The organism is Motilibacter peucedani, assembly GCF_003634695.1.
GTDB lineage: Bacteria > Actinomycetota > Actinomycetes > Motilibacterales > Motilibacteraceae > Motilibacter > Motilibacter peucedani.
In genome coordinates, this window is the sequence record NZ_RBWV01000014.1 from 16443 (window position 1) to 39013 (window position 22571).

Consider the following 22571-nt stretch of genomic DNA (forward strand, 5'->3'; position numbering starts at 1 on the left):
CTCCTCGGCGTACGAGCACGGGTGGTCGTCGGCGAGGTCGGCGCTGACCTCGCGCACCCGGGACGGCCCTCGACGGGCGGCGCGACCGGGAGCGCAGCCGCCCAGACTAGGCGACTGCGACCGGTCCGAACGCCCTCGTCAGCCGCAGACCGCCCCGACGGCGGCAGAACCGACCAGCTTGCGGTACTTCGCGAGCACGCCGCGGGTGTAGCGCGGCGGCTGCGGCTCCCAGCCCTGCTTCCGGGCCTCGAGCTCGGCGTCGTCGACGAGCACGTCGAGGGTGCCGTTCTCGACGTCGAGCCGGATCCGGTCGCCGTCGCGCACGAAGGCGATCGGCCCGCCGTCGACGGCCTCAGGGGCGACGTGCCCGACGCACAGCCCGGTCGTGCCGCCGGAGAAGCGGCCGTCGGTGAGCAGCAGGACGTCCTTGCCGAGCCCCGCACCCTTGATGGCGCCGGTGATGGCGAGCATCTCGCGCATGCCCGGGCCGCCCTTGGGCCCTTCGTAGCGGATGACCACGACGTCGTTGGCGACGATCGTGCCGTCCTCGAGCGCGTCCATGGCCTTGCGCTCGCCGTCGAAGACGCGCGCGGTGCCCTCGAACACGGCCTCGTCGAAGCCCGCGGACTTCACGACGGCGCCCTCGGGCGCCAGCGAGCCGTGCAGGATCGTGATGCCGCCGGTCTTGTGGATCGGGTTCGAGAGCGCGCGGATGACGGTGCCGTCGGGCTCGGGGGCGGCGAGCTCCTCGAGGTTCTCGGCCATCGTGCGGCCGGTCACCGTGAGGGTGTCGCCGTGGAGGAGGCCCGCCTCGAGCAGCAGCTTCATGACGACCGGGATGCCGCCGATGCGGTCGACGTCGGTCATGACGTGGCGGCCGAAGGGCTTGAGGTCGCCCAGGTGCGGCACCTTCGCCCCGATGCGGGTGAAGTCGGCGAGCGTCAGGTCGACGTCGGCCTCGTGGGCGATCGCCAGCAGGTGCAGCACCGCGTTGGTCGAGCCGCCGAGCGCCATGACGACCGCGATCGCGTTCTCGAACGCCGGCTTGGTCAGGATCTGGCGCGCGGTGATGCCCTTGCGCAGCAGGCCCACCACGGCCTCGCCGGACTGCACGGCGTAGCCGTCGCGGCGCCGGTCGACCGCGGGCGGGGCGGCCGAGCCGGGCAGCGACATGCCCAGGGCCTCGGCGGCCGAGGCCATCGTGTTGGCGGTGTACATGCCGCCGCACGCGCCCTCGCCGGGGCAGATGGCCCGCTCGATGGTGTCGACGTCCTCGCGCGACATGAGCCCGGCGGCGCACGCGCCGACCGCCTCGAACGCGTCGATGATCGTGACCTCGCGGTCGGTGCCGTCGGAGAGCTTCGCGCGCCCGGGCAGGGTCGACCCGGCGTAGAGGAAGACGCTGGCGAGGTCGAGCCGGGCTGCGGCCATCAGCATGCCGGGCAGCGACTTGTCACAGCCGGCGAGCAGCACCGAGCCGTCGAGGCGCTCGGCGCTCATGACGGTCTCGACCGAGTCGGCGATGACCTCGCGCGACACCAGCGAGAAGTGCATGCCCTCGTGGCCCATCGAGATGCCGTCGGACACGGAGATGGTGCCGAACTCCATGGGGAAGCCGCCGCCCTTGTGGACGCCGTCCTTCGCCGCCTTGGCCAGCCGGTCGAGGCTCAGGTTGCAGGGCGTGATCTCGTTCCAGGACGACGCGACGCCGATCTGCGGCTTGGCGAAGTCCTCGTCGCCCATGCCTACGGCGCGGAGCATGCCGCGCGCGGCGGTCTTCTCGAGGCCGTCGGTGACGTCCCTGCTGCGGGGCTTGAGGTCTGGCTCGGTTGCCACGTCTGGTGTCCTGCCTCGTCGGTGGATCAGTGCCCTTGCACCAGGATCGTACGCAGCGGTCCCGACAGGCGGTCAGACGTCCACGACCCGGACGGGTGCTCTCAGCGCAGGCGACTGAACCTCCGGCCAGGCTGAACGCATCCTCGTGGCACGAGGCGTCGAACGAACGCCCGTGCGAGGAGCCGATCCGCATGCTGTCGTCCCACACGTCCCGAAGTGCCGCGCTCGCGGCGCTCGTCCTGGGTGCGGTGCTCCCCGCCCTGCCCGCGCAGGCAGCGGGTGCCGACGCAGCCGACGGGTCGCTGCTCTGGACGAGCACCTCGACGTCAGCGGCGGCGCCGTCGTCGCGCCGGATGGTCGCCTCGGCTCTCGACGGGACCGGGGCCGCCGTGGTGGCGACGACGTCGCCGACCGGCTCCCCGTCGGCTGACGGCACGTCGGCCATCAGCCTCGACCAGGACGGCGAGCTCCAGCAGCTGGTCCGGCGCGCGGTGCCCGGGGGCGAGGTCCGCGACCGGTTGGTGCTGCCGAGCGGCCTCTGGTCCCTGCAGGACGTGTCGAGCGACGGGTCGCAGGCGCTGCTGTCGCGGAGCACCGGAGTGGCCTTCTGGCGGGCTGACCTGACGTCCGGCACCGTCGTCGAGGTCGCGACTGGTGACATCCGGGCACCTCGCTCCGCGTCGTTCGACCCGAGCGACCCGAGCTCGGTGATCCTGAGCTCCACCCTCCCGGGCGGCATCCCCGGCTACGCGGCCACGGCGGTGTCCGGCGGCACGACCGGCCGGCACTGGTGGATCCTCAACAACCGGCAGCCGGACGTGGTCACCGTCGGCTCACCCGACGGCCTCGCCGTCGTCGCGGTCCTGTCGGGGGCGGGGCAGCGGCTCCTGTTCGCGCGGCAGGGCGCGATGGACGACGGCGTGGAGGTCCCGCTCGCGCGTCCCGTCCTCGGCCGCCCCGTATGGTCGCACGACGACCGGTGGGTCTACTGGTCCGACGGTGACATCTGGCGGGTGCACTCCGACGGCACGGGGCTGCAGCAGCTCACCAGCACGCCCGACGAGCTCGAGGAGTCGCCGGTCATCGTCGCCTCCCCGCCGCCCGCGGTGCCGCCCGTCAGCGCCCCGACGACCGTGAGCGCGGGCCCTGGGGCCGACCAGGTGGTGCTCCGGTGGACGCCGTCCCTCGGCACCCTGCGTACCCGCATCTACCGGGCGGACCCGGCCACCGGGAACCGCGGCGACTTCCTGGCCGAGACGGCGTCGAGCGCCTTCATCGACTCTGGTCTCGTCGCGGGCACCACCTACGGCTACCTCGTCGTGGGCGTCACCTCGGCAGGCGTCGAGAGCATGCCCGCGTTCGTACGCGTGTCGCCCACCGCGACCCCGTCGCTCGCGCTGACCGGCTGGCTCGGCACCCGCGGCGCTGCGCTCCAGCTGCGCGGCGCCACGCCCGGCGCCCGCCACGTCGTCGTCTGGACCGAGGACGGTTCCGTCGTCGGCACCACTCCGCTGGTCCCCGGAGCGGACCAGGCCCCCGTGCCCGCGACGCACCGAGGGGTACCGCTCACTGCGACGGTCACGCCCTACGACCCGTGGGGCAACGCGGCCGACGCGGTGCGCCTGTCGGTCGAGGTCCCGCTCGACGACCGTGACGCCCGCTTCTCCGGCACCTGGCGCCGCAGCGCCGACCCGCGCGCGCTCTACGGCGGCACCATGCGCTCGGCGCAGGCCGGGGCCTCGGCGACGCTGCGCGCGAGCGGTCGTCGCCTCAGCGTCCTCGCCGCCACCGGCCCGCGCACGGGTGCGATCGCGGTGCTGCTCGACGGGCGCCGCGTCGCCCAGGTCGACACCCGCACCCGCGTCGCGCGCGAGCAGCGAGCGGTGTGGACCTCCGGCCGCCTGCGGCCCGGCCGCCACGTGCTGCGGGTGGTCGTCCTCGGCACCCGCGGCCGCGCGACCGTGCGCCTCGACGGGGTGGCGGCGCGGCACTGACCGGCCCAGGGCTCAGTAGTCCCCGGTGATGACGTTGGCGAGCTCCTCGCCGGCCGCCCAGCGCCGCAGCTGCTGCTCGACGAGGCTGCGCGCCCGAGGCGCCATCGCCGCGGTGCCGCCGCCGACGTGCGGGGTCAGGAGCAGCCCCGGCGCGCTCCACAGCGCGTGACCCTCGGGCAGCGGCTCGGGGTCGGTGACGTCGAGGGCGGCGCGCAGGCGGCCCGAGCGCAGCTCGGCGAGCAGGGCGTCCTGGTCGACGATGCTGCCGCGCGCGACGTTGACCAGGAGCGCGCCGTCCTTCATGCGCGAGAGCAGCTGCGCGTCGACCAGACCCTTCGTTTGCGGGGTCGCCGGCACGAGCACCACGACGATGTCCACGCCCGGCAGCAGGTCGGGGAGCTCGTCGATGCCGTGCACGCCGTCGCGCGCGGTGCGGGCGACGCGTAGGACCTCCACCTCGAAGCCCTCGAGGCGGCGCTCGAGCGCCGCGCCGATGGAGCCGTGACCGAGGATCAGGACCGTACGGTCCGCGAGCCCGGTCGTGCGCCGCGGCTCCCACCGCCCCTCGTCCTGGGTGCGCACGAACTCGGGCAGGTCGCGCTGGGCAGCCAGCACGAGCGCCAGCGCCAGTTCCGAGGTCGAGGCGTCGTGGATGCCGCGCCCGTTGCACAGCAGCACGCCCTCGGGCACGAGCGGGCGCACGGTCTCGAACCCGGCTGAGAGCAGCTGGACCACCTTGAGGTTCGGCAGCTGCTCCAGCGCCTGCTCGGTGGCGTCGCTGCCGCCCGTGTAGGGCGCCACGAAGAACTCGACCTCGTCGAGCCGGTCGGGCAGCGGACCCTCGCCCGTCCAGACGTCGGCGGTCACGCCGTCGGGCAGGTCGACGCCGTCGATGCTGAGGAGTGCGTGCACGCGCGCGACGCTATCCGAGCCCACCGACAGCGCCGACGCCACTGCCCTGACGGCTGCCGAGCAGGCAGGATGACCCCCGTGACCACCGACACGGCTCCCGCGCCGTCGCAGTTCCTCGACCTGCTGCGCGCGCAGGTGCGCAACGAGTTCACGGCGAGCCAGCAGTACGTCGCGATCGCCGTGTGGTTCGACGCGCACGACCTGCCGCAGCTGGCCGGGCACTACTACCGCCAGGCCGGCGAGGAGCGCGACCACGCGATGATGATGGTCCGCTACATGCTCGACCGGGCGCTCGACGTCGCGATCCCCGGCGTCGACGACGTGGTCAACGACTTCTCCGCGCCGCGCGAGCCGATCGCCCTGGCCCTGCAGCAGGAGCGGCTGGTCACCGAGCAGATCGAGGGGCTGTTCAAGGCCGCGCGGGCCGAGGGCGACGTCATCGGCGAGCAGTTCGTGCTGTGGTTCCTGCGCGAGCAGGTCGAGGAGATCGCCTCGGCGTCCACGCTGCTCAGCATCGCCGAGCGCGCGGGCGACGACTGGTTCAAGATCGAGGACTTCCTCGCGCGCGAGATGGTCGGCGGGGGCACCGAGAGCGGCGCACCCCCGGTGGCGGGGGCGCTCGCCTGACCCGCGGGGACGTTGACCTGCGAGTACGGTCGTGGGATGGAGGTGCGCGGCTGTCCGCGCGCCAGTCTTCCATCCGCACCGCCGGAGGAGCTCGCCATGACCGCAGACTCGGACCCCGCCAGCGAGACCTCCACGGCGCCCGTGCGACCGGTCGTCACCCCGAAGGTGATGGCCGCCGACCTCGCTGCCGCAGCGCAGCGGCGCAGGGAAGCCGCTGAGGCCGGCGCCCCGCAGGCCGAGGGCGCTAGCTGACCACCTCGACGAGCGTCAGCACCGCCAGCGCGATGCAGACGACACCGCCCGCGCGGCGCACGGTGCTCAGGCGCAGACGGGTGAGCAGCGCCTTGCCCAGCAGCGCGCCGAGCCCCGAGACGACCAGCAGCGCCGCCCAGGAGCCGACGAACACCGAGACCGGGTCGCCGTAGCGCGCGGCCAGACCGGCGGTGAACAGCTGCGACAGGTCGCCCCACTCGGCGAGGAAGATCAGCAGGAAGCACGCGCCCACCGCACGCAGGCCGTGCGCGGCGGTGAAGGTGCGCTCGCGGAACTCAGCCTCCGCCTCGGCCTCCTCCTCGTCGGCGTGGGACGAGCCGCGGAGCAGGACGAGCGCCCCCACCGCGAAGAGCAGGGCCGCGGCCAGCGCGACGGGCTTCTCCGGCAGCTTCGCGAGCAGCCCGCCGGCGGTCACGGCGATGAGGCACTGGACGCCGAACGCGAGGCCGACCCCGATCCAGGTCAGCAGCGGGCGGTAGCGCGTCGAGAGCACCAGCGTCGCGACGAAGGTCTTGTCGGGCAGCTCGAGCAGGAGCAGGGGCAGGAAGCTGGTGACGACGACGGCGAGGTCCATCAGGCCCTCACCGCCCGCATCTCGCGATGATCATGAGGTTCTCAGGCGACACGCCGAGCGTGTCGCCTGACCTCCTCATGGTCATCGCGACTGGGCGATGCGCTCGAGCACGAGCTCGCGGACGCGGGCCGCGTCGGCCTGGCCCTTGGTCGCCTTCATGACGGCCCCGACCAGCGCACCGGCCGCCTGGACCTTGCCACCGCGTACCTTCTCGACGATGCCGGCGTTGGCGGCGATCGCCTCGTCGACGGCGGCCGTGAGGGCGCCGTCGTCGCTGACGATGCGCAGCCCCCGTGCCGCGACCACGTCGGCGGGCGAGCCCTCGCCGGCGAGGACGCCCTCGAAGACCTGTCGGGCCAGCTTGTCGTTGAGCGTGCCGGCGTCGACGAGTGCCTGGACCTCGGCGACCTGCTCGGGGGTGACGGCCAGGGCCTCGAGCTCGACGCCCTCCTCGTTGGCCCGGCGCGAGAGCTCGGTGGTCCACCACTTGCGGGCAGCGGCGGGCGAGGCGCCGGCCGCGACCGTGCGCTCGATGACGCCGAGGGCGCCCGCGTTGAGCACGTCGCGGAACTCGAGCTCGCTGAACCCCCAGTCGGCCAGCAGCCGGGCGTTGCGGGCGGCGGGCGGCTCGGGCAGAGCGGACTTCAGCGCCTCGACCGTCTCGCGCGGCGGGGCCACCGGCACGAGGTCGGGCTCGGGGAAGTAGCGGTAGTCCTCGGCCTGCTCCTTCGAGCGGCCCGAGGTCGTGACGCCGGTGTCCTCGTGCCAGTGCCGCGTCTCCTGCACCACGCGCCCGCCGGTGCTCAGGATGCCGGCGTGCCGCTCGATCTCGTAGCGGACGGCCCGCTCGATCGAGCGCAGCGAGTTGACGTTCTTGGTCTCGCTGCGGGTGCCGAGCGGCGAGTCGGGCGAGGGCCGCAGCGACACGTTGAGGTCGGCGCGCAGCGAGCCCTGCTCCATGCGTACGTCGCTGACCCCGAGCCCGCGCACCAGCTCGCGCAGGTGGGCGACGTAGGCGCGCGCGACCTGCGGTGCGAGCGCGCCGGTGCCCTCGATCGGCTTGGTGACGATCTCGATGAGCGGGATGCCGGCGCGGTTGTAGTCGACGAGCGAGTGGTCGGCGCCGTGGATGCGGCCGGTGGCGCCGCCGACGTGGAGCGACTTGCCGGTGTCCTCCTCCATGTGGGCGCGCTCGATCTGGATCTCGAACGTCTTGCCCTCGACCTCGACGAAGGTCGCGCCGTCGAAGGCGATCGGCTCGTCGTACTGCGAGGTCTGGAAGTTCTTCGGCATGTCGGGGTAGAAGTAGTTCTTGCGCGCGAAGCGGCACTCCTCGGCGATCGAGCAGCCCAGCGCGAGCCCGATGCGCATGGCCGACTCGACCGCGGTCTCGTTGAGCACCGGCAGCGCACCGGGCAGGCCGAGGCACACCGGGCAGACCTGGGTGTTGGGCGCGGCCCCGAACTCCGTCGGGCAGCCGCAGAACATCTTCGACTGCGTCGAGAGCTCGACGTGCACCTCGATGCCCATGACGACGTCGAAGGTCGACACGGCCTCGTCGTAGGGCACGAGCTCCTGCGGCGGCTCGACCGGACGCGCGTTGGCACTCATGCCTTGTTCCCTTCCAGGACAGGGGCCTTGGCGAGAAGCGGCCCGCCCCAGCGCTGCTCGAGCGCGGCCTCGAGGGCGGCGCCGACGAGGTAGAGCCGGTCGTCGGCCATGGCCGGGGCCATGACCTGGAAGCCGACCGGGAGGCCGTCGTCGGAGAGCCCGCAGGGCACGGACATCGCAGCACCGCCGGCCAGGTTGGACGGGATGGTGCACAGGTCGTTGAGGTACATGGCCAGCGGGTCTTCGAGCTTCTCGCCCAGCCTGAACGCCGTGGTGGGTGTCGTCGGCGAGACGAGGACGTCGACCTCGGCGTAGGCGTTGGCGAAGTCCTGCGAGATCAGCGTGCGGACCTTCTGCGCCGAGCCGTAGTAGGCGTCGTAGTAGCCGCTCGAGAGCGCGTAGGTGCCGAGCATGATGCGCCGCTTGACCTCGGGCCCGAAGCCGGCCGCCCGCGTGAGCGCCATGACCTCCTCGGCGCTGTGCGTGCCGTCGTCGCCGACCCGCAGGCCGTAGCGCATCGCGTCGAACTTCGCGAGGTTGCTGGAGGCCTCAGATGGTGCGATGAGGTAGTAGGCGGCCAGCGCGTAGGTGAAGTGCGGGCACGACACCTCGACGACCGTGGCGCCCAGGCTGGTGAGGACCTCGACGGCCTCGGCGAAGCGGGCCTCGACACCGGGCTGGTAGCCCTCGCCGCTGAGCTCCTTGACCACGCCGACGCGCACGCCCTCGAGGTCGCCGGTGGCCCCGCGGCGGGCGGCCTCGACGACCGGCGGGACCGGCGCGTCGATGGAGGTCGAGTCGAGCGGGTCGTGGCCGCCGATGACCGAGTGGAGCAGAGCGGCGTCGAGCACCGTACGGGACACCGGCCCCGCCTGGTCCAGGGACGAGGAGAAGGCGACCAGGCCGTACCTCGACACACCACCGTAGGTCGGCTTCACGCCGACCGTGCCGGTGACCGCACCGGGCTGGCGGATCGAGCCGCCGGTGTCGGTGCCGATGGCGAGCGGCGCTTCGTACGCTGCGACCGCCGCAGCGCTGCCGCCGCCCGAGCCGCCCGGGATGCGCTCGAGGTCCCACGGGTTGTGCGTCGGGCCGTAGGCCGAGTGCTCGGTGGACGAGCCCATCGCGAACTCGTCCATGTTGGTCTTGCCGAGGATGACGACGCCGGCGGCCTTGAGCCGCGCGGTGACGGTGGCGTCGTAGGGCGGGCGCCAGCCCTCGAGGATGCGCGAGCCGCAGGTCGTCGGGATCCCCTTCTGCGTCAGCACGTCCTTGAGCGCGAGGGGCACGCCGGCGAGCGGGCCGAGCTCGTCGCCGCGCGCGCGGGCGGCGTCGACGGCGCGGGCCGCCTCGAGCGCGCCCTCGGCGTCGACGTGGAGGAAGGCGTGGACGCGGTCGTCGACCGCGTCAATCCGGTCGAGGTGGGCCTGCGCGACCTCGACGGCGCTCACCGCGCCAGAGGCGACGGCCGCCGCGGTGCGGGCGGCGGTCAGGCGCAGCACCTCGTCGCCGGCTTCGGGGCTCAGCGGCTCGCTCATGCCTCCTCCCCCAGGATGCGGGGGACGCGGAAGCGCCCTTCCTCCTGCGCGGGCGCACCGGCGAGCGCCTCCTCGGCGGTGAGACCGGGACGGCTGACGTCCTCGCGGGTCACGTTGCGCAGCGGCAGCGGGTGCGAGGTGGGCGGCACGTCCGCGCCGGCGACCTCGCTGACCTGGGCGACCGCTCCGAGGATGACCTCGAGCTGCTCGGCGTAGTGGGCGAGCTCGTCGTCGGGCAGTTGCAGGCGGGCGAGGCGGGCGAGGTGCGCGACCTCGTCCCGCGTGAGGGACGGCATGGCGTCCATCCTAGGGAACGGCTAGGAGCGGGCGCGCTCCCCACGGCCGGCGGCGGCCGCCACGTCGGCGACACGGGCTGCCCGCGTCTCGGCGCGCTTGGCCGTGACGAGCCAGGTCAGCATGAGGCGCCGGGCCGAGGGCGGGAAGCCGTCCCAGTGCTCCCGCGAGCCGGGGACCGCCGCGAAGGCGGCCTCGAGGTCGGGCGGCACGACCAGCGCCTCCACCTCGTCGAGCAGCGACCACGAGCCGTCCGCCTTGGCGGCGTCGACCACCCGCTGCCCCGCCTCGGTCATCCGGCCCTCGCGCAGGAGCAGCTCGACCCGGACCTTGTTCGTGCCGGCCCACCCGCTGCCGCGCTTGCGGGGGCAGAACCACTGCATGCTGCGCTCGTCGTCGAGCCCGCGACCCTGCCCGTCGATCCAGCCGAACGCGAGCGCCTCGGTGACGGCCTCGTCGTAGGTCAGCCCGCCACGGCCGGTGCTCGGTCTCCACATCACGAGCCAGACACCGGTGGACCCGGCGGCGTGGGCAGCGAGCCAGCTGCGCCAGTCGGCGCGGTCGAGCGGGTGTACGCGAACGGCTGAGTCCATGACGCCCACGACGTCACGCCAGTGGCTGGGGACCCGCGGGCCCCGTGGACGTGGACGGTGGCCCGAGGTCCGCCGTGGGAGCGGCGGCGACCGCACGGGTGGCGTCGGCGACCTGGACGTCCCACAGCTCCTGGAGCTCGACCAGCAGCCGGGCGGCGGCCTGCTCCTTCGGCGTGACTGGGCTCGGGCGGTCCGGGACCGCGTGCGCCGCCGTCGTGGCCCTCGGCCTGGCCAGCAGGGCTTCGAGCACGGCGGTGATGATCCCGCGGTCCTCGGGCTGCAGGAGCTCGGAGGTCCCGAGCGCCCTGAGCGTCGCGAGCCCCACCGTCCACGTGTCGTCCGTGGCCGCCTGCTCAGCCGCCCAGCGCAGCATGCGCATGGTCTCCTCGCGACGGCGCCACCTGTCGAGCTCCAGGTCGCCGAGGCGGGCGTCGACGCGGGACAGGACCGAGTTGGCCAGCTCCTCCTGGCTGACGCGCACCGTCTCGCGGTCGGTGCGGCGGACCAGCACCGCGGCCAGCACCGCGCCCGACAGCGGGATGAGCGCGAGCAGCAGCGAGAGCCAGACCGGTGTGCCGCCGCCGTCGTGCGACGACGAGACCGGGACGGGGACGAGCGTGGCGAAGCCCATCAGGAGCCGGCCGGCTCGTCGGAGTCCTCGTCCCCCCCGCCGACGAGCGCCCGGGCCGCGTCGGGCCCCTGCTCGAGGAGCACCCGGAAGCCCGCCTCGTCGAGCACCGGCACGCCGAGCGCCGCCGCCTTGTCGGCCTTGCTCCCCGGGCTCTCGCCCACCACGACGAAGGAGGTCTTCTTCGACACCGACGAGCTGATCTTGCCGCCGCGGTCCTGGACCGCCGCGGTCGCCGAGTCGCGCGAGAACCCCTCGAGGGTGCCGGTCACGACGACGCTGACGCCCTCGAGCGGGCGCTCGCCGACGTCGGCCACCTCGTCGCGCGTGCGCATGCCGGAGGCCTCGATGCGGTCGAGCAGGTCCTGGTGGCTCTCGTCGGCGAACCAGTCGGCGATCACCCCGGCGACGACCGGCCCGACGCCCTCGACCTCGGCGATCTGCTCGGCGGTGGCCGCCCGCAGGTCGGCCAGGGAGGTGAAGACGCGGGTGATCGCCTGGGCGGTGGGCGGCCCGACGTGGCGGATCGAGAGCCCGACGAGCAGCCGCCACAGAGGCCGGTCGGTCTTGGCGGTCTCGAGGGAGCCGAGGATCTGGTCGACCTTCTTCTGCCCGAAGCCGCGCAGCCCCTCGAACGACTCGCGCGTGAGGGAGAAGACGCCGCCGATGTCGCGGATGCGCCCGGCCTCGAGCAGCGCAATGGCGGTCTCGTAGCCGAGGCCGTCGATGTCGAGGGCGCTGCGCCCCGCGAGGTGGAACACGGCCTCCCGCAGCTGGGCGGGGCAGCCCACGGTGTTGGGGCAGCGCCAGTCGACGTCGCCCTCGGGCCGGTAGAGCGGGGTGCCGCACTCGGGGCACTCGGTGGGCATCACGAACGCCGGCGGGTCCTCCGGCGAGAGCTCCGGCACGCGGGTGACGACCTCGGGGATGACGTCGCCCGCCCGCCGCACGACGACGGTGTCGCCGACGTGGACGTCGCGACGGCGTACCTCGTCCTCGTTGTGCAGGGTCGCCCGCGACACCGTCACGCCGCCGACCTGCACGGGCTCGAGCACCGCGAAGGGCGTCACGCGGCCGGTGCGCCCGACGTTCATGGCGATGTCGAGCAGGCGGGTGTTGACCTCCTCCGGCGGGTACTTGAACGCGATCGCCCACCGCGGGAAGCGGGACGTCGCGCCGAGACGGCCCTGCAGCGCGAGCTGGTCGACCTTGATGACCACGCCGTCGATGTCGTGCTCGACGTCGTGGCGGTGCTCGTGCCAGTGCTCGAGGTAGCCGTGGACGCCCTCGAACGTCTCGTGCACCTGGTAGCGGCTCGAGATCGGCAGGCCCAGCTCCTGCAGGCGGGTGTAGGCCTCCGACTGGGTGGGCGGGTCGAAGCCGTCGCGCGCGCCGAGGCCGTGGAGGGTGAGGCGCAGCGGGCGCTGGGCGGTGATGCGCGGGTCCTTCTGCCGCAGCGAGCCGGCGGCGGCGTTGCGCGGGTTGGCGAAGGGCGCCTTGCCCTGCTCGACCAGGCTCGCGTTGAGCTCGGCGAAGCGCTCGGTCGGGAAGAACACCTCGCCGCGCACCTCGAGCAGCCTCGGCACCGACGGGCCCTGCAGCGTCGTCGGCACGCCGTCGAGCGTGCGGATGTTGGGCGTGATGTCCTCGCCGGTGCGCCCGTCGCCGCGAGTGGCGCCGCGCACCAGCCGGCCGTCCTCGTAGACGAGGTCGACCGCCAGCCCGTCGATCTTCAGCTCGCACAGCCAGCGGGCGGTGCCCTCGCCCACCTCGCGCACGACCCGCGCCTCCCAGGCCGCGAGCTCGTCGTAGGTGAAGGTGTTGTCGAGGCTCAGCAGGCGCTCGATGTGCTCGACCGGGGTGAACAGCGTCGAGTAGGTGCCGCCCACCTTCTGCGTCGGCGAGTCAGGCGTGCGCAGCGCGGGGTGCGCGTCCTCCAGGGCCTCGAGCTCGCGCATGGCGGCGTCGTAGTCGGCGTCGGTGATGGTCGGCCGGTCGAGCACGTAGTAGCGGTAGGCCGCGTCCTCGATCGTCTGCGAGAGCTCGGCGTGCCGAGCCAACGCGCTCGCCGGCACCCCGTCGACCGTCTTCTCCGCTGCCACCGCGCTACCCCTCCGGATCGTCGACCAGTGCCCGCCCCGCCGCCGCGCAGCGCTCGAGCGCGAGGCGGGCATACCCCGCCGAGGCGCCCGCGAGCCCGCACGTCGGCGTCACGGTGACGGCCGTCGCGAGCAGCCCGGGGGCGAACCCGAGCCGCCGCCACAGCCGGCGTACGGGCGCGACCGTAGCGGCCACGTCCGACAACGTGCTGTCCATGGACGGGACGAGCCCCAGCAGCAGCTGCACCCCGGCGTCGACCGCCTCGCCGAGCACCTCGTCGTCGCGCTCCGTGAGCAGGCTCGCGTCGAGCGAGACGCCCCACGCCCCGGCCCGCCTGAACAACGCCACGGGTGGCGAGGCCGCGCAGCAGTGCAGCACGACGGGTACGCCTGCGGCCGCGACCACCGCCTCCAGCGAGCTCTGCGCCTCGGACTCCTCCAGCGCCCGCAGGGCGCCGAAGCCGCTCGCCGTGGGGAGCCGTCCCAGCAGGGCGGTGGGCAGGGCCGGCTCGTCGAGCTGCAGCACGACCCGGGCGGCGGGCAGGCGGCGGCGCACCTCGGCGACGTGCGCGGCGACGCCCTCCGCGAGCGACTCGGTCAGGTCGCGCCGGGCGCCGGGGTCGCGGGCGGCGAGCCCGCCGCGGAACAGCTCGACCGTCGCAGCGAGCGTGACCGGGCCCGTGACCTGCAGCTTCACCGCGCCCTCGTGGGCTCCGGCGACCTCCTCGAGGGCGTCGAGGTCCTCCCCCAGCCAGGCGACGCCGAGCCGCTCGTCGCGACCGGGCCCCGGCGTGAGGCGCCACCCGCTGGGCTGGACGTCGCCGTGGAGGTCCGCGAGCAGCGAGACGGCGCGTCCCACCATGTCAGCGCCCGGGCCGCGCGCGGGCAGCTCGGGCAGGAAGGGCAGGTCGGGCAGCAGCCCGAAGACCGCCTTGACCGCCTCGAGCGGAGCCGTGCCGGGCACGGAGCCGACGCCCGTCGCCGATCCGGGCGGCAGGGCGAGGTCCGGACGCTCGGGGCTCTCCACCCGCGCAGCCTAGAGCCGGACGCCGACCGGGTGCCCGCCGGAGCCGCACACACGGGTACGCAGCGTGCCTCCTCATCGCGTACGGTGACCGTCACGCCCGACGCAGGGAGTGGAGCACGATGGAGCACGAGACGGCGCAGCTGCTGCGCCTGCCCGGCTTCCGGCGCCTGCTCGGCGCCCGCGTGCTCGCCGCGCTCGCCAACGCTGCGGCCCCCGTGCTGCTGGCCTTCGCCGTCCTCGACATCCGCCACTCCGCCTACGCGCTGGGCGTCGTGCTGGCCGCCCGCTCGGTGCCGCAGGTGCTGCTCGTGCTCGCCGGCGGCGTCGTCGCCGACCGCGTCTCCCGGCACCGGGTCGCCGTCGCGGCCCTGGCGGTCGCGACGCTGACGCAGGCCGGCGTGGCCGCGCTGGTCCTCACCGGCACGGTGGAGGTCTGGCAGCTGGCCGCTCTGGAGGCGGTCAACGGAGCGGCGACCGCCTTCCTCATGCCCGCCACCGAGGCGCTCACCGGCACCTCGGTCGACGAGCGGCTCGTGCACCGGGCGGTGCCGCTCGTGCGGCTCGGCGTCACGACGGCCAGCGTCGGCGGCGCGGCCTTCGGCGGCCTGCTCCTCGCGACGACGGGAACCGGCTGGGGGTTCGCGCTCGACGCGGCGGCGTTCGGCGCGGCCGCGGTGCTCATGGCCCGCGCCCGCGGACGGTCGGTCGAGCCGGGGCGGGAGCCACGGCGTACCCGTCCTCTCGACGACCTCGTCGACGGCTTCCGCGAGTTCCGGCGGCGACGGTGGTTGCTCGTGGTCGTCGCGCAGTTCTTCGTCATCAACGCCGTGCTCGCCGGTGCCTGGAGCACGCTGGGGCCGGTGATCGCCGAGCGCCATCTCGGCCGCACGGGCTGGGGCTTCGTCAGCTCGTCGCTCGCGGTCGGCATGGTGCTCGGTGGTCTTCTGATGCTCAAGGTGCGGGTTACGCGCCTGCTCGCTGTCGGCGTCGCGGCCACGCTGCTCGTCGCCCCGTCCCTGCTCGTGCTCGGCGCGGCGCCGTCGCTGCCCGCGCTCGTCGTGGCGGTCGTCGTCGGCGGCGCCGCCATCGAGACGTTCGAGATCGCGTGGCAGACGTCGCTGACGCAGAACGTGCCGGAGGGGTCGCTGAGCCGGGTCATGGCGTTCGAGCAGTTCGGCACGTTCGCGGCGATCCCGGTGGGCCAGGTGCTCGCGGGTCCGGTCGCCTCGGCGCTCGGCACACGGTCTGCAGTGGTATGCGGTGGCCTGCTGGTCGTCGCGACGTCGCTGTGGGCGCTGTCGAGCCGCTCCGTACGAAGCCTCGAGAGGCGCGGCGACGGGCCGCACCTGCCGGCCCAGGCGCACGAGCAGACCGACGTGACCGCGAAGGAGGGCCATGCAGGCATACGCCCGCGGTGAGCTCGCCGTCGTCATCGACTGCGCCGACCTCGACCGCGCCGCGGCGTTCTGGACCGAGGTGCTGGGCTACCGGAGCTCCGGCTACCCCGGCTCGGCCTATCGCAGCCTGCTCGCCCCCGAGAGCACCGGCGTGGAGGTGCTGCTCCAGCGCGTGCCCGAGGGCAAGCTCGCCAAGAGCCGGGTGCACCTCGACCTGCGCACCCGCGACCTCGACAGCGAGTGCGAGCGGGTGACCCGGGCCGGCGCCGTGCGCACGACGGAGCAGCCGATCTCCGAGGGTGGTTGGGTGTGGCACGTCTTCGCCGACCCTGACGGCAACGAGTTCTGCGTGCTCCAGCCGCCGACGGAGCACTGGTCAGAGGTGGACTCCTAGGCGGTCATGCCGACTAGCGCGGGGTCGTGGTCGTCGAAGGGCTCGGGATCGGACCGGGCGGCACCGCCGTCGTCGGCGTCACGAGCAGGTGGGCGAGCTCGGTGAGCGAGGCCGTGGCGCCGACGGCGAGGGCGCTCGCGACCGCGGCGGTGAGCGCGGCTCCCCAGCCGGCGAGGAAGCGCAGCCGGTAGAGCGACTGCACCTCCGCCCACCCGTAGCCGGCGGCGCGCAGGGTGCGCCAGTCGGCCGCCAACCCGAGCGGCAGGCAGACGGCCGCCTGCTGCGCGAGCACGACGGCAGCGGCGCTCGGCGACAGGGCGCCCGTGACGAGCTCGACCGCCGGGGCCGTCGCCAGACCGGCCAGGAACGTCACGCCCTTCACCAGCCCGGTCGAGCCGCGGACAAAGGCGAACGCGTAGCCAAACACGAAGCCCACCAGCGGCCAGTGCAGCACCGCCAGCCCCCAGGCGACGCACAGCGAGAGGACCTGCCCCGGGTCGCCGCTCAGCGAGGGGTGCGGGAGCCGCGAGGTGCCGAGAGCGAGCCACGGGGCGCCGAGCACGAGACCTGCCAGCGCGCCGTCACGGGCCAGCGCGACCGCGGGCGCCGGTGCGCGCAAGGCTGCCGACGCGGCCGCGTCGAACGCCCGGCGGGCCGCCGCGCGCTGCGACGGGGTGGACGGCCGACCAGTCGCCGGGGGCTGGGCCCGCGCGTCGAGCGACGTGACGAACTGGGTCACGCGGGCGTCCTGCTGCGCGGGCGACTGGTAGCCGTCGTGCGACGCGACGAGCCGTGCGGGCTTCGCCGTCGGCAGGACACCCAACGCCATCGCCGCGGTGAAGACGAGGAAGGCCGCCGGCACCGGCCCTGCTCGCTGCAGCGGGCTGGGCGCGAGCGCGAGCACCGCGACGGCGAGGGCGCTGCGCCGCCGCCAGCGCAGGCGTGCCAGAAGCAGGCCGGCTCCGCCCGTCGCGAGGTCGCGCCGACCGCGCGCGAGGTCGGCGCTGCCCCTGGCGTCGAGCTCGCGGACGACCACCAGCAGTGCTGCGGGGACGCAGAGGGTGCGCAGGGCGAGGGAGAAGGAGTAGAAGTCGTACCAGCTCGGCTGGCTGCCGGCCCCGGGGTCGACCTTCCACCCCCACGCCAGGGCGGCGACGCCGGCGCCGAGCACCGCCAGGCCGGCAGGGCCGCGCACGTGCCGCAGCCGCGACACGACCGACGGCGAGCCTGCTGCACCGGCGCGGGCGACCAGGAGCACGGCGAAGCCGAGCAGGGCCACGACCGCGGCGAGCACGGGCAGCGCGTGCAGCACGTCGGGAACGCGTCCGGCGTAGTCGGCGCTGAGCGGGGCGACGGTCGCGAGCAGCGTGGCGAGCACCGCCGTGAGGACGCTCATGCGCACAGGCAGGGCACGGCGCCCGTTGCCGCAGAGCAGGGCGAGCGACATGGCCAGCGTCGCGGCGAAGGCGCCGCCGGTCCAGGCCAGCACGGCCGTCGGTGAGCCGGGCACCGGCTCCGGCGCGGAGGCCGGCGTGCGGACCAGCCAGCCGACCAGGACGACCGTGCCGGCGGCGAGACCGCTGAGGCCGAGCGTCCACACCACCGGCTGCACCGCCCGCCGCGCCCACCGGCGGGCCGGGCGCGGGCCCGAACCCTGGGCCGCCGGGGCGCCCTCGGTGCGGGTCACCCCGGACCGCACGATCGCCGGCCACAGCGTCATCATGCCCGCCAGCAGGATCACCAGGGACCCGGAGACCGCGGGCGAGGGGTAGATGTCAAAGCGGACGACGGCGGCGTTCTCCACCTCGGTCACAGCACTGGTGGCGCCGAGGAACAGCGAGAGCCCAGCCAGCACGGCGATCAGCGAGCGCAGGCGCGAGGCGACGACGCGTACGTCTGCGGCGGGCGCAGCGGCGGCCGGTGCGGCGCGGCCGCGGCCCAGCAGCGAGACGGCCAGCAGGAGCGGCAGCGCCCAGAGCACTGCGTACCACAGCTCCGGCAGCTGCGGCCACGGCCAGCCGGCGCCCTCCAGCCAGCCGGTGCGTACGTGGTACCGCGTGGTCTGGCCGACCGAGGGAGCGCCCGGCTCCGGCGACAGCACGACCTCGACCCCGGGCGGTGCTGCGTCGACGGTCCGCGGGCCGAGCACCAGCCGTACGATGTGGGCAGTCCCGCTGACCACCGCCGGCCGCGCTCCGCCGGTCAGCAGCGGCCGGACGGCCTCGACCGTCCTCGACCGCGCGCCCACGGTCAGGTCGACGCGCGTGGCGAAGCAGGCGTCGACGCACCACTGCCAGGCCTGGTCGACCTGGACGCCGAGTGCGGCCGTTGCCAGTCCCTGCGCCGCGGCGTGCAGCCGGATGGTCGCGCCGCCGCTGACGGTGCAGGGCTTCGTCGAGGTCGCCGAGCGCTGCGGCTGCGTCAGCAGGTCGACGGTCGGGGCGCTCCAGGACAGGTAGGCCGGCTGGCTGCCCGCGCCCAGGTCGGCGCTGGGCGGCCCGACGCCCACGTAGGCCAGCACCTGCGAGGCGAAGGCCGAGGGGTCGCCCCTGGCGCGGCCTTCGAGCACCGCCCCCACCAGCGGGTGCGTCGACGGCAGCTGCAGGCTCGCGTCGACCGTGAGCCCGCCCGACGCGGTCTGCTCGACGTCGACGGTCGAGGGGAAGCATCCCGGGCCGCGAGCGGCGAGGGCCTGCCAGTCGACGCCGGGCTGCCGGGTGCGCAGCGGGAGGTGGACCCAGTCGCTCGATCCGCTGACGCGCGCCTGCCAGTAGGGCGCCTGCTCGACCTGCGCGCCGTCGAGCAGGGTCACCACGGCCGGCAGCAGCGCGGTCGCCAGAGCCAGCAGCGCCCACTGCCGACGGCGCGTGCCCTCCATGGGCGGTCCCCCCGAGCTCGGCGCACGCCGGGTGCACAGCGCGCTGCTCCGCAGTGTGGTTCTGGTGGGGCTCTGCGTCCAGCGCTCCTGCCCGAGCGGCCCTCCGCCGGACGCGGGGATCAGACGGTGGCTGCGCGCGAGGTCGCGTCGATCGTCGCCGAGCCGACGACGCGGGTGCCGTCGTAGACGACGACCGCCTGGCCGGGGGCGACCCCGCGCACCGGCGTACGCAGCCGCACCGTCAGCGTGCCGTCCTCGCCGACGCCCGCGACTGCAGGGACCGGCTCGCCGTGCGCGCGGACCTGCGCGAGGCACTCGATCTCGCCGTCGGGGGCGGGGCCGGACCAGCGGGGGCGGGAGCCGCGTACCGCGTGCACGTCGAGCTCCTCTGCGGCCCCGACGACGACGCGGTTCGTGACGGGCGAGATGTCGAGGACGTAGCGAGGGCGCCCGTCGGGCGCGGGCCGGCCGATGCGCAGGCCGCGGCGCTGGCCGACCGTGAAGCCGAATGACCCGCCGTGGGTGCCGACCACCTCGCCGGCGGTGTCGACGATCTCACCGGGCGCGTCACCGAGGCGGCGGGCGAGGAAGCCGGCCGTGTCGCCGTCGGCGATGAAGCAGATGTCGTGGCTGTCGGGCTTGTCGGCGACGGCGAGCCCCCGGCGCTCGGCCTCGGCGCGCACCTCCGACTTGAGCGAGCCGCCGAGGGGGAACATCGCGTGGGCCACCTGGCGCTCGTCGAGCACGCCGAGGACGTAGGACTGGTCCCTGCCCGGGTCGACCGCCCGGTGGAGCTCGCGACCCGCTGGGCCGTCGACGATCTGGGCGTAGTGACCGGTGCAGACCGCGTCGAACCCCAGGGCGAGCGCGCGGTCGAGCACGGCGGCGAACTTGATCTTCTCGTTGCAGCGCAGGCACGGGTTGGGGGTGCGGCCGGCTGCGTACTCCTGGACGAAGTCCTCGACCACGTCGGCGGCGAAGCGCTCGGCGAGGTCCCAGACGTAGAAGGGGATGCCGATGACGTCGGCGGCGCGGCGGGCGTCGCGCGCGTCCTCGACGGTGCAGCAGCCTCGGGCGCCGGCGCGGAACGACGCGGGCGAGGGCGAGAGCGCGAGGTGCACGCCGGTGACGTCGTGCCCTGCCTCGGCCGCCCGTGCTGCCGCGACTGCGGAGTCGACTCCGCCGGACATCGCGGCCAGGACGCGCACGTCAGGCTCCCGTCGTGACGAGGCCGGCACGACGGGCCCGGGCGACCGCGGGCCCGATCGCCTCGACGAGCTCGTCGACGTCTGTGCTGGTCGAGGTCCAGCCCAGGCTGAAGCGGAGCGAGCCGCGGGCGGCCTCGGCACCGAGCCCCATGGCCAGGAGCACCTCGCTGGGCTCAGGAACGCCTGCGGTGCAAGCAGAACCTGTCGAGCACTCGACCCCGCGCGCGTCGAGGAGCATGAGCAGCGCGTCGCCCTCGCAGCCGGGGAAGGTCAGGTGCGCGACGCCGGGCAGCCGGTTGCCGCGGTCGCCGTTGACGACGGCGTCGGGCACCTCGGAGAGCACGCGGCGCTCCAGCTCGTCGCGCAGCCCCGCCAGCCGGCGGGACTCGACCGGCCGGCGCTCCTCGGCGCAGGCTGCGGCGGTGGCGAACGCGGCGAGCGATGCGGCGGCCAGGGTGCCGGAGCGTACGTCGCGCTCCTGTCCCCCGCCGTGCAGCACCGGCGTGACGACCTCGGCGCGGCCGAGGACGAGGGCACCGGTGCCGACCGGGCCGCCGACCTTGTGGCCGCTGACGGTGAGGGCGGCGAGGCCGCTGGCGGCGAAGTCGATGGGCAGCGCGCCGAGCGCCTGGACGGCGTCGGCGTGGACGGGTACGCCGTGGCGGGCCGCCGCCTCGACCACCTGGGCGAGCGGCTGGACCGTGCCGACCTCGTTGTTGGCCCACATGACGCTGACCAGCGCCACGGTGCCGGGGTCGTCGTCGAGGACGCTCCGGAGCGCGTCGACGTCGGTGCGGCCGAGACCGTCGACCGGGACGGTGACGACCTCCGCGCCCTGCGAGCGCTCGAGCCAGTGCGCGGCTTCGAGGACGGCGGCGTGCTCGACGGCGCTGACGACGACGCGGCGGCGCCTCGGGTCGGCGTCCCGGCGCGACCAGTAGAGGCCCTTCACGGCCAGGTTGTCGGCCTCGGTGCCGGAACCGGTGAAGACGACCTCGCCCGGACGGCACGACACGACCCGGGCCAGCTGCTCACGGGCCTCCTCCAGCGTTCGGCGCGCGCGGCGGCCGGACGCGTGCAGGCTGGCCGGGTTGACCGTCGTCGGGAGCAGCGCCGAGAGCACCTCGGCGGCCTCCGGCCGCAGAGGCGTCGTGGCCGCGTGGTCGAGGTACGCCATCGTCGGCGATCCTACGCGGCGGCCAGCCCTGGGCACGATGTGACTCCTTGCCAATCAGATTGGCAAGGAGTCACATCGTGCCAACAGGGGGGCGGGCGGGCGCCCCCACCCGCTCAGACGGCGATGCTGCCGTTCGACGCGCTGCGCCCGCCCCGAGAGTGACCGTTGACCGTCTCGGCGGTCAGGTCGACGGTGGAGCGGCGCAGGTCGATCGTGCGGTCCGGCTCCGCTGCCGGCGTCGTGCGCGTCACGGCGTCGACCTTGCTGCGCTCCGAGACGTCCTCCAGGCGCATCAGCTGCTGCGAGAGGGCACGGACCCGGTCGCCGCGACGGAGGTCGCGCTTCTCGATGGCGATGGTGCGCAGGACCCGCAGCCCGTCGGAGACCGCGTGGAGGTTGCTGCTCCCGAACAGGCGCTCGGACTCGAAGGAGGCGACCTCGGCGATCCGCAGGCCCGAGTTGTGCACGCGGATGTTGATCAGCGTCTCGACCTCGAAGCCGTCGCCCCACTTGCGCTCGGTGACGTCGTCCTCGGCGGTCCCGGGATCCATGGCGAGCAACGGCAGCACCCGGCGCCAGAAGGCGTTGTAGCCGTAGCAGAGGTCGCTGTAGCTCGTGCGGTGCAAGGTGTTGGTCAGGCGGTTCAGGAAGCGGTTGCCGGCGGCGCGCACGGGCGTGATGTCGCTCGAGCCGCCTCCGGTGCCGAAGCGGCTGCCCTTGGCGTAGTCGGCACCGGCCACCAGTGCGTCGACGAAGAACGGGATCTCACCCGGGTCCATCGACCCGTCGGCGTCGATCATGACGATGATCTCGCTCGTGGCGGCGTGGAAGCCGCACGCGAGGGCGTTGCCCTTGCCGCGCCGGTTCTGCGAGACGATGCGCACGTCGGGCCACAGCCCGCGCGCGACGGCGACGGTGTCGTCGACGGAGTGGCCGTCGACGAGGATGATCTCGGCGATGCCCTTCGGCATGTGCTTGGCCAGCCACGGGAGGTTGCGCGCCTCGTTCATGGCGGGCACGACGACGGTGACCGACGGACCGTCGGGCGCGAGGTCCCGGCGCGGTGCCGGCATGAGCACCTTGAGCTGGCTGGGCGACGCGCCGTCGCGAGCGGCGGCAGTGCTTGATGACGTTGTTGACATGGCTCCCCCTGGAAGGCACTCGATGCTTCGGGACTCCCGGCGCCGGTGCCGAGCGAGGTCGTCGACGCACCCGTGCGTACCCGGCAGGCCTGCTGCTGCTCCGTCGTGGAGCGGCGGCCACCGGAAGGGCACCGACCTACGAGGTTCGGAGCCGGTCCAGCGGTGGATGGGAGGCACTGCGAGAAATCTTCTTCGACTGCACCGGGGCTGTCGATCCGCTGCTCCCCCGCGGCGGGTTCGACACGACCTCGCACCTCGATGCTAGGTGCACGAGTGCTGGAGCAACAGCCTTCCGGGAAAGTCTCACGAGCCGTGACGGAGCACTCGCACTCCGTCGCAGAGATGTCCCCCGGACGGGCCCACGACGTG

Annotated in this window: 19 protein-coding genes; 5 read left to right on the top strand and 14 right to left on the bottom strand. The window is 74.3% G+C overall.

Annotated elements, in window-relative coordinates; all coding sequences use genetic code 11:
* Positions 1–138: 138 nt before the first annotated feature.
* On the bottom strand, positions 139–1836 hold the full coding sequence (gene ilvD / locus CLV35_RS15215; protein WP_121194373.1) for a dihydroxy-acid dehydratase: 1698 nt from the start codon (positions 1834–1836) through the stop codon (positions 139–141).
* 191 nt (positions 1837–2027) lie between these two features.
* Between ilvD and CLV35_RS15220 the strand changes: the two genes are divergently transcribed.
* Positions 2028–3830 (top strand): hypothetical protein, encoded by a 1803-nt coding sequence (locus CLV35_RS15220; protein ID WP_121194374.1) that lies wholly within the window; start codon positions 2028–2030, stop codon positions 3828–3830.
* A gap of 12 nt (positions 3831–3842) precedes the next feature.
* Here CLV35_RS15220 and CLV35_RS15225 read toward each other — a convergent pair whose 3' ends face one another.
* A complete protein-coding gene (locus CLV35_RS15225) occupies positions 3843–4742 on the bottom strand; it encodes a 2-hydroxyacid dehydrogenase (RefSeq protein ID WP_231121872.1) in 900 nt (299 codons plus the stop codon).
* Positions 4743–4811: 69 nt separating this feature from the next.
* Here CLV35_RS15225 and CLV35_RS15230 point away from each other — a divergent pair, with 69 nt between their 5' ends.
* Together CLV35_RS15230 and CLV35_RS20175 are read left to right on the top strand one after the other, a co-directional pair.
* Positions 4812–5369 carry a ferritin gene (locus CLV35_RS15230; RefSeq protein ID WP_121194375.1) on the top strand — a complete coding sequence of 186 codons (558 nt, stop codon included), beginning with the start codon at positions 4812–4814 and terminating at the stop codon, positions 5367–5369.
* Positions 5370–5465: 96 nt separating this feature from the next.
* Positions 5466–5621, top strand: a complete 156-nt coding sequence (locus CLV35_RS20175) for a hypothetical protein (protein WP_183062014.1) — start codon at positions 5466–5468, stop codon at positions 5619–5621.
* Here the strand turns inward: CLV35_RS20175 and CLV35_RS15235 are convergent.
* The 8 genes from CLV35_RS15235 to CLV35_RS15270 all read right to left on the bottom strand — a co-directional run bounded on the left by CLV35_RS15235 (position 5614) and on the right by CLV35_RS15270 (position 14006).
* Positions 5614–6216: a TMEM165/GDT1 family protein gene (locus tag CLV35_RS15235; RefSeq protein ID WP_121194376.1), complete on the bottom strand. Its 603-nt coding sequence runs from the start codon at positions 6214–6216 to the stop codon at positions 5614–5616. The genes CLV35_RS20175 and CLV35_RS15235 overlap by 8 nt on opposite strands.
* Positions 6217–6297: 81 nt before the next feature.
* Positions 6298–7827, bottom strand: a complete 1530-nt coding sequence (gene gatB / locus CLV35_RS15240) for an Asp-tRNA(Asn)/Glu-tRNA(Gln) amidotransferase subunit GatB (RefSeq protein WP_121194377.1) — start codon at positions 7825–7827, stop codon at positions 6298–6300.
* The gene (gene gatA, locus CLV35_RS15245) at positions 7824–9365 is read right to left on the bottom strand and encodes an Asp-tRNA(Asn)/Glu-tRNA(Gln) amidotransferase subunit GatA (RefSeq protein ID WP_121194378.1); all 1542 of its coding nucleotides are present in this window, start codon (positions 9363–9365) and stop codon (positions 7824–7826) included. The genes gatB and gatA overlap by 4 nt, the downstream gene beginning before the upstream one ends.
* Positions 9362–9661, bottom strand: a complete 300-nt coding sequence (gene gatC, locus CLV35_RS15250; protein ID WP_121194581.1) for an Asp-tRNA(Asn)/Glu-tRNA(Gln) amidotransferase subunit GatC — start codon at positions 9659–9661, stop codon at positions 9362–9364. The genes gatA and gatC overlap by 4 nt, the downstream gene beginning before the upstream one ends.
* 21 nt (positions 9662–9682) lie before the next feature.
* Positions 9683–10252, bottom strand: a complete 570-nt coding sequence (locus CLV35_RS15255) for a YdeI/OmpD-associated family protein (protein ID WP_121194379.1) — start codon at positions 10250–10252, stop codon at positions 9683–9685.
* A 13-nt stretch (positions 10253–10265) separates the two neighbouring features.
* Positions 10266–10883, bottom strand: a complete 618-nt coding sequence (locus CLV35_RS15260) for a hypothetical protein (protein WP_121194380.1) — start codon at positions 10881–10883, stop codon at positions 10266–10268.
* A complete protein-coding gene (ligA, locus tag CLV35_RS15265) occupies positions 10883–13054 on the bottom strand; it encodes an NAD-dependent DNA ligase LigA (protein WP_121194381.1) in 2172 nt (723 codons plus the stop codon). The genes CLV35_RS15260 and ligA overlap by 1 nt, the downstream gene beginning before the upstream one ends.
* Entirely contained in the window at positions 12987–14006 is a 1020-nt protein-coding gene (locus CLV35_RS15270) for a methionine synthase (protein WP_231121878.1), read from the bottom strand. Before CLV35_RS15270 ends, ligA begins: the two co-directional genes overlap by 68 nt.
* 119 nt (positions 14007–14125) lie before the next feature.
* Here CLV35_RS15270 and CLV35_RS15275 point away from each other — a divergent pair, with 119 nt between their 5' ends.
* Both CLV35_RS15275 and CLV35_RS15280 read left to right on the top strand, forming a co-directional pair.
* Entirely contained in the window at positions 14126–15424 is a 1299-nt protein-coding gene (locus CLV35_RS15275) for an MFS transporter (protein WP_121194382.1), read from the top strand.
* Positions 15402–15797, top strand: a complete 396-nt coding sequence (locus CLV35_RS15280) for a VOC family protein (RefSeq protein ID WP_121194383.1) — start codon at positions 15402–15404, stop codon at positions 15795–15797. The genes CLV35_RS15275 and CLV35_RS15280 overlap by 23 nt, the downstream gene beginning before the upstream one ends.
* Positions 15798–15810: 13 nt before the next feature.
* Here the strand turns inward: CLV35_RS15280 and CLV35_RS15285 are convergent, their stop codons facing one another.
* From CLV35_RS15285 to CLV35_RS15300, 4 genes are all read right to left on the bottom strand, one after another.
* Complete coding sequence (locus tag CLV35_RS15285) at positions 15811–18675, bottom strand: hypothetical protein (protein WP_121194384.1); 2865 nt, start codon at positions 18673–18675, stop codon at positions 15811–15813.
* 119 nt (positions 18676–18794) lie between these two features.
* Positions 18795–19883 carry a tRNA 2-thiouridine(34) synthase MnmA gene (mnmA, locus tag CLV35_RS15290; protein WP_231121879.1) on the bottom strand — a complete coding sequence of 363 codons (1089 nt, stop codon included), beginning with the start codon at positions 19881–19883 and terminating at the stop codon, positions 18795–18797.
* Position 19884: 1 nt separating this feature from the next.
* Positions 19885–21060, bottom strand: a complete 1176-nt coding sequence (locus tag CLV35_RS15295) for a cysteine desulfurase family protein (RefSeq protein WP_121194385.1) — start codon at positions 21058–21060, stop codon at positions 19885–19887.
* Positions 21061–21173: 113 nt separating this feature from the next.
* Entirely contained in the window at positions 21174–22133 is a 960-nt protein-coding gene (locus CLV35_RS15300) for a glycosyltransferase family 2 protein (RefSeq protein ID WP_407938218.1), read from the bottom strand.
* Between the last annotated feature and the right edge of the window lie 438 nt (positions 22134–22571).

What these genes read in the sequence shown, in the direction of transcription:
- CLV35_RS15275 (WP_121194382.1), top strand. Translation starts at nt 14,126, where the DNA reads ATGGAGCACGAGACGGCGCAGCTGCTGCGCCTGCCCGGCTTCCGGCGC.
- CLV35_RS15260 (WP_121194380.1), bottom strand. Translation starts at nt 10,883, where the DNA reads ATGGGCTTCGCCACGCTCGTCCCCGTCCCGGTCTCGTCGTCGCACGAC.
- CLV35_RS20175 (WP_183062014.1), top strand. Translation starts at nt 5,466, where the DNA reads ATGACCGCAGACTCGGACCCCGCCAGCGAGACCTCCACGGCGCCCGTG.
- gatB (WP_121194377.1), bottom strand. Translation starts at nt 7,827, where the DNA reads ATGAGTGCCAACGCGCGTCCGGTCGAGCCGCCGCAGGAGCTCGTGCCC.
- ligA (WP_121194381.1), bottom strand. Translation starts at nt 13,054, where the DNA reads ATGCCCGCCTCGCGCTCGAGCGCTGCGCGGCGGCGGGGCGGGCACTGG.
- CLV35_RS15220 (WP_121194374.1), top strand. Translation starts at nt 2,028, where the DNA reads ATGCTGTCGTCCCACACGTCCCGAAGTGCCGCGCTCGCGGCGCTCGTC.
- gatC (WP_121194581.1), bottom strand. Translation starts at nt 9,661, where the DNA reads ATGCCGTCCCTCACGCGGGACGAGGTCGCGCACCTCGCCCGCCTCGCC.
- CLV35_RS15285 (WP_121194384.1), bottom strand. Translation starts at nt 18,675, where the DNA reads ATGGAGGGCACGCGCCGTCGGCAGTGGGCGCTGCTGGCTCTGGCGACC.
- CLV35_RS15235 (WP_121194376.1), bottom strand. Translation starts at nt 6,216, where the DNA reads ATGGACCTCGCCGTCGTCGTCACCAGCTTCCTGCCCCTGCTCCTGCTC.
- CLV35_RS15295 (WP_121194385.1), bottom strand. Translation starts at nt 21,060, where the DNA reads ATGGCGTACCTCGACCACGCGGCCACGACGCCTCTGCGGCCGGAGGCC.
- CLV35_RS15255 (WP_121194379.1), bottom strand. Translation starts at nt 10,252, where the DNA reads ATGGACTCAGCCGTTCGCGTACACCCGCTCGACCGCGCCGACTGGCGC.
- CLV35_RS15300 (WP_407938218.1), bottom strand. Translation starts at nt 22,133, where the DNA reads ATGCCGGCACCGCGCCGGGACCTCGCGCCCGACGGTCCGTCGGTCACC.
- CLV35_RS15230 (WP_121194375.1), top strand. Translation starts at nt 4,812, where the DNA reads ATGACCCCCGTGACCACCGACACGGCTCCCGCGCCGTCGCAGTTCCTC.
- CLV35_RS15280 (WP_121194383.1), top strand. Translation starts at nt 15,402, where the DNA reads ATGCAGGCATACGCCCGCGGTGAGCTCGCCGTCGTCATCGACTGCGCC.
- gatA (WP_121194378.1), bottom strand. Translation starts at nt 9,365, where the DNA reads ATGAGCGAGCCGCTGAGCCCCGAAGCCGGCGACGAGGTGCTGCGCCTG.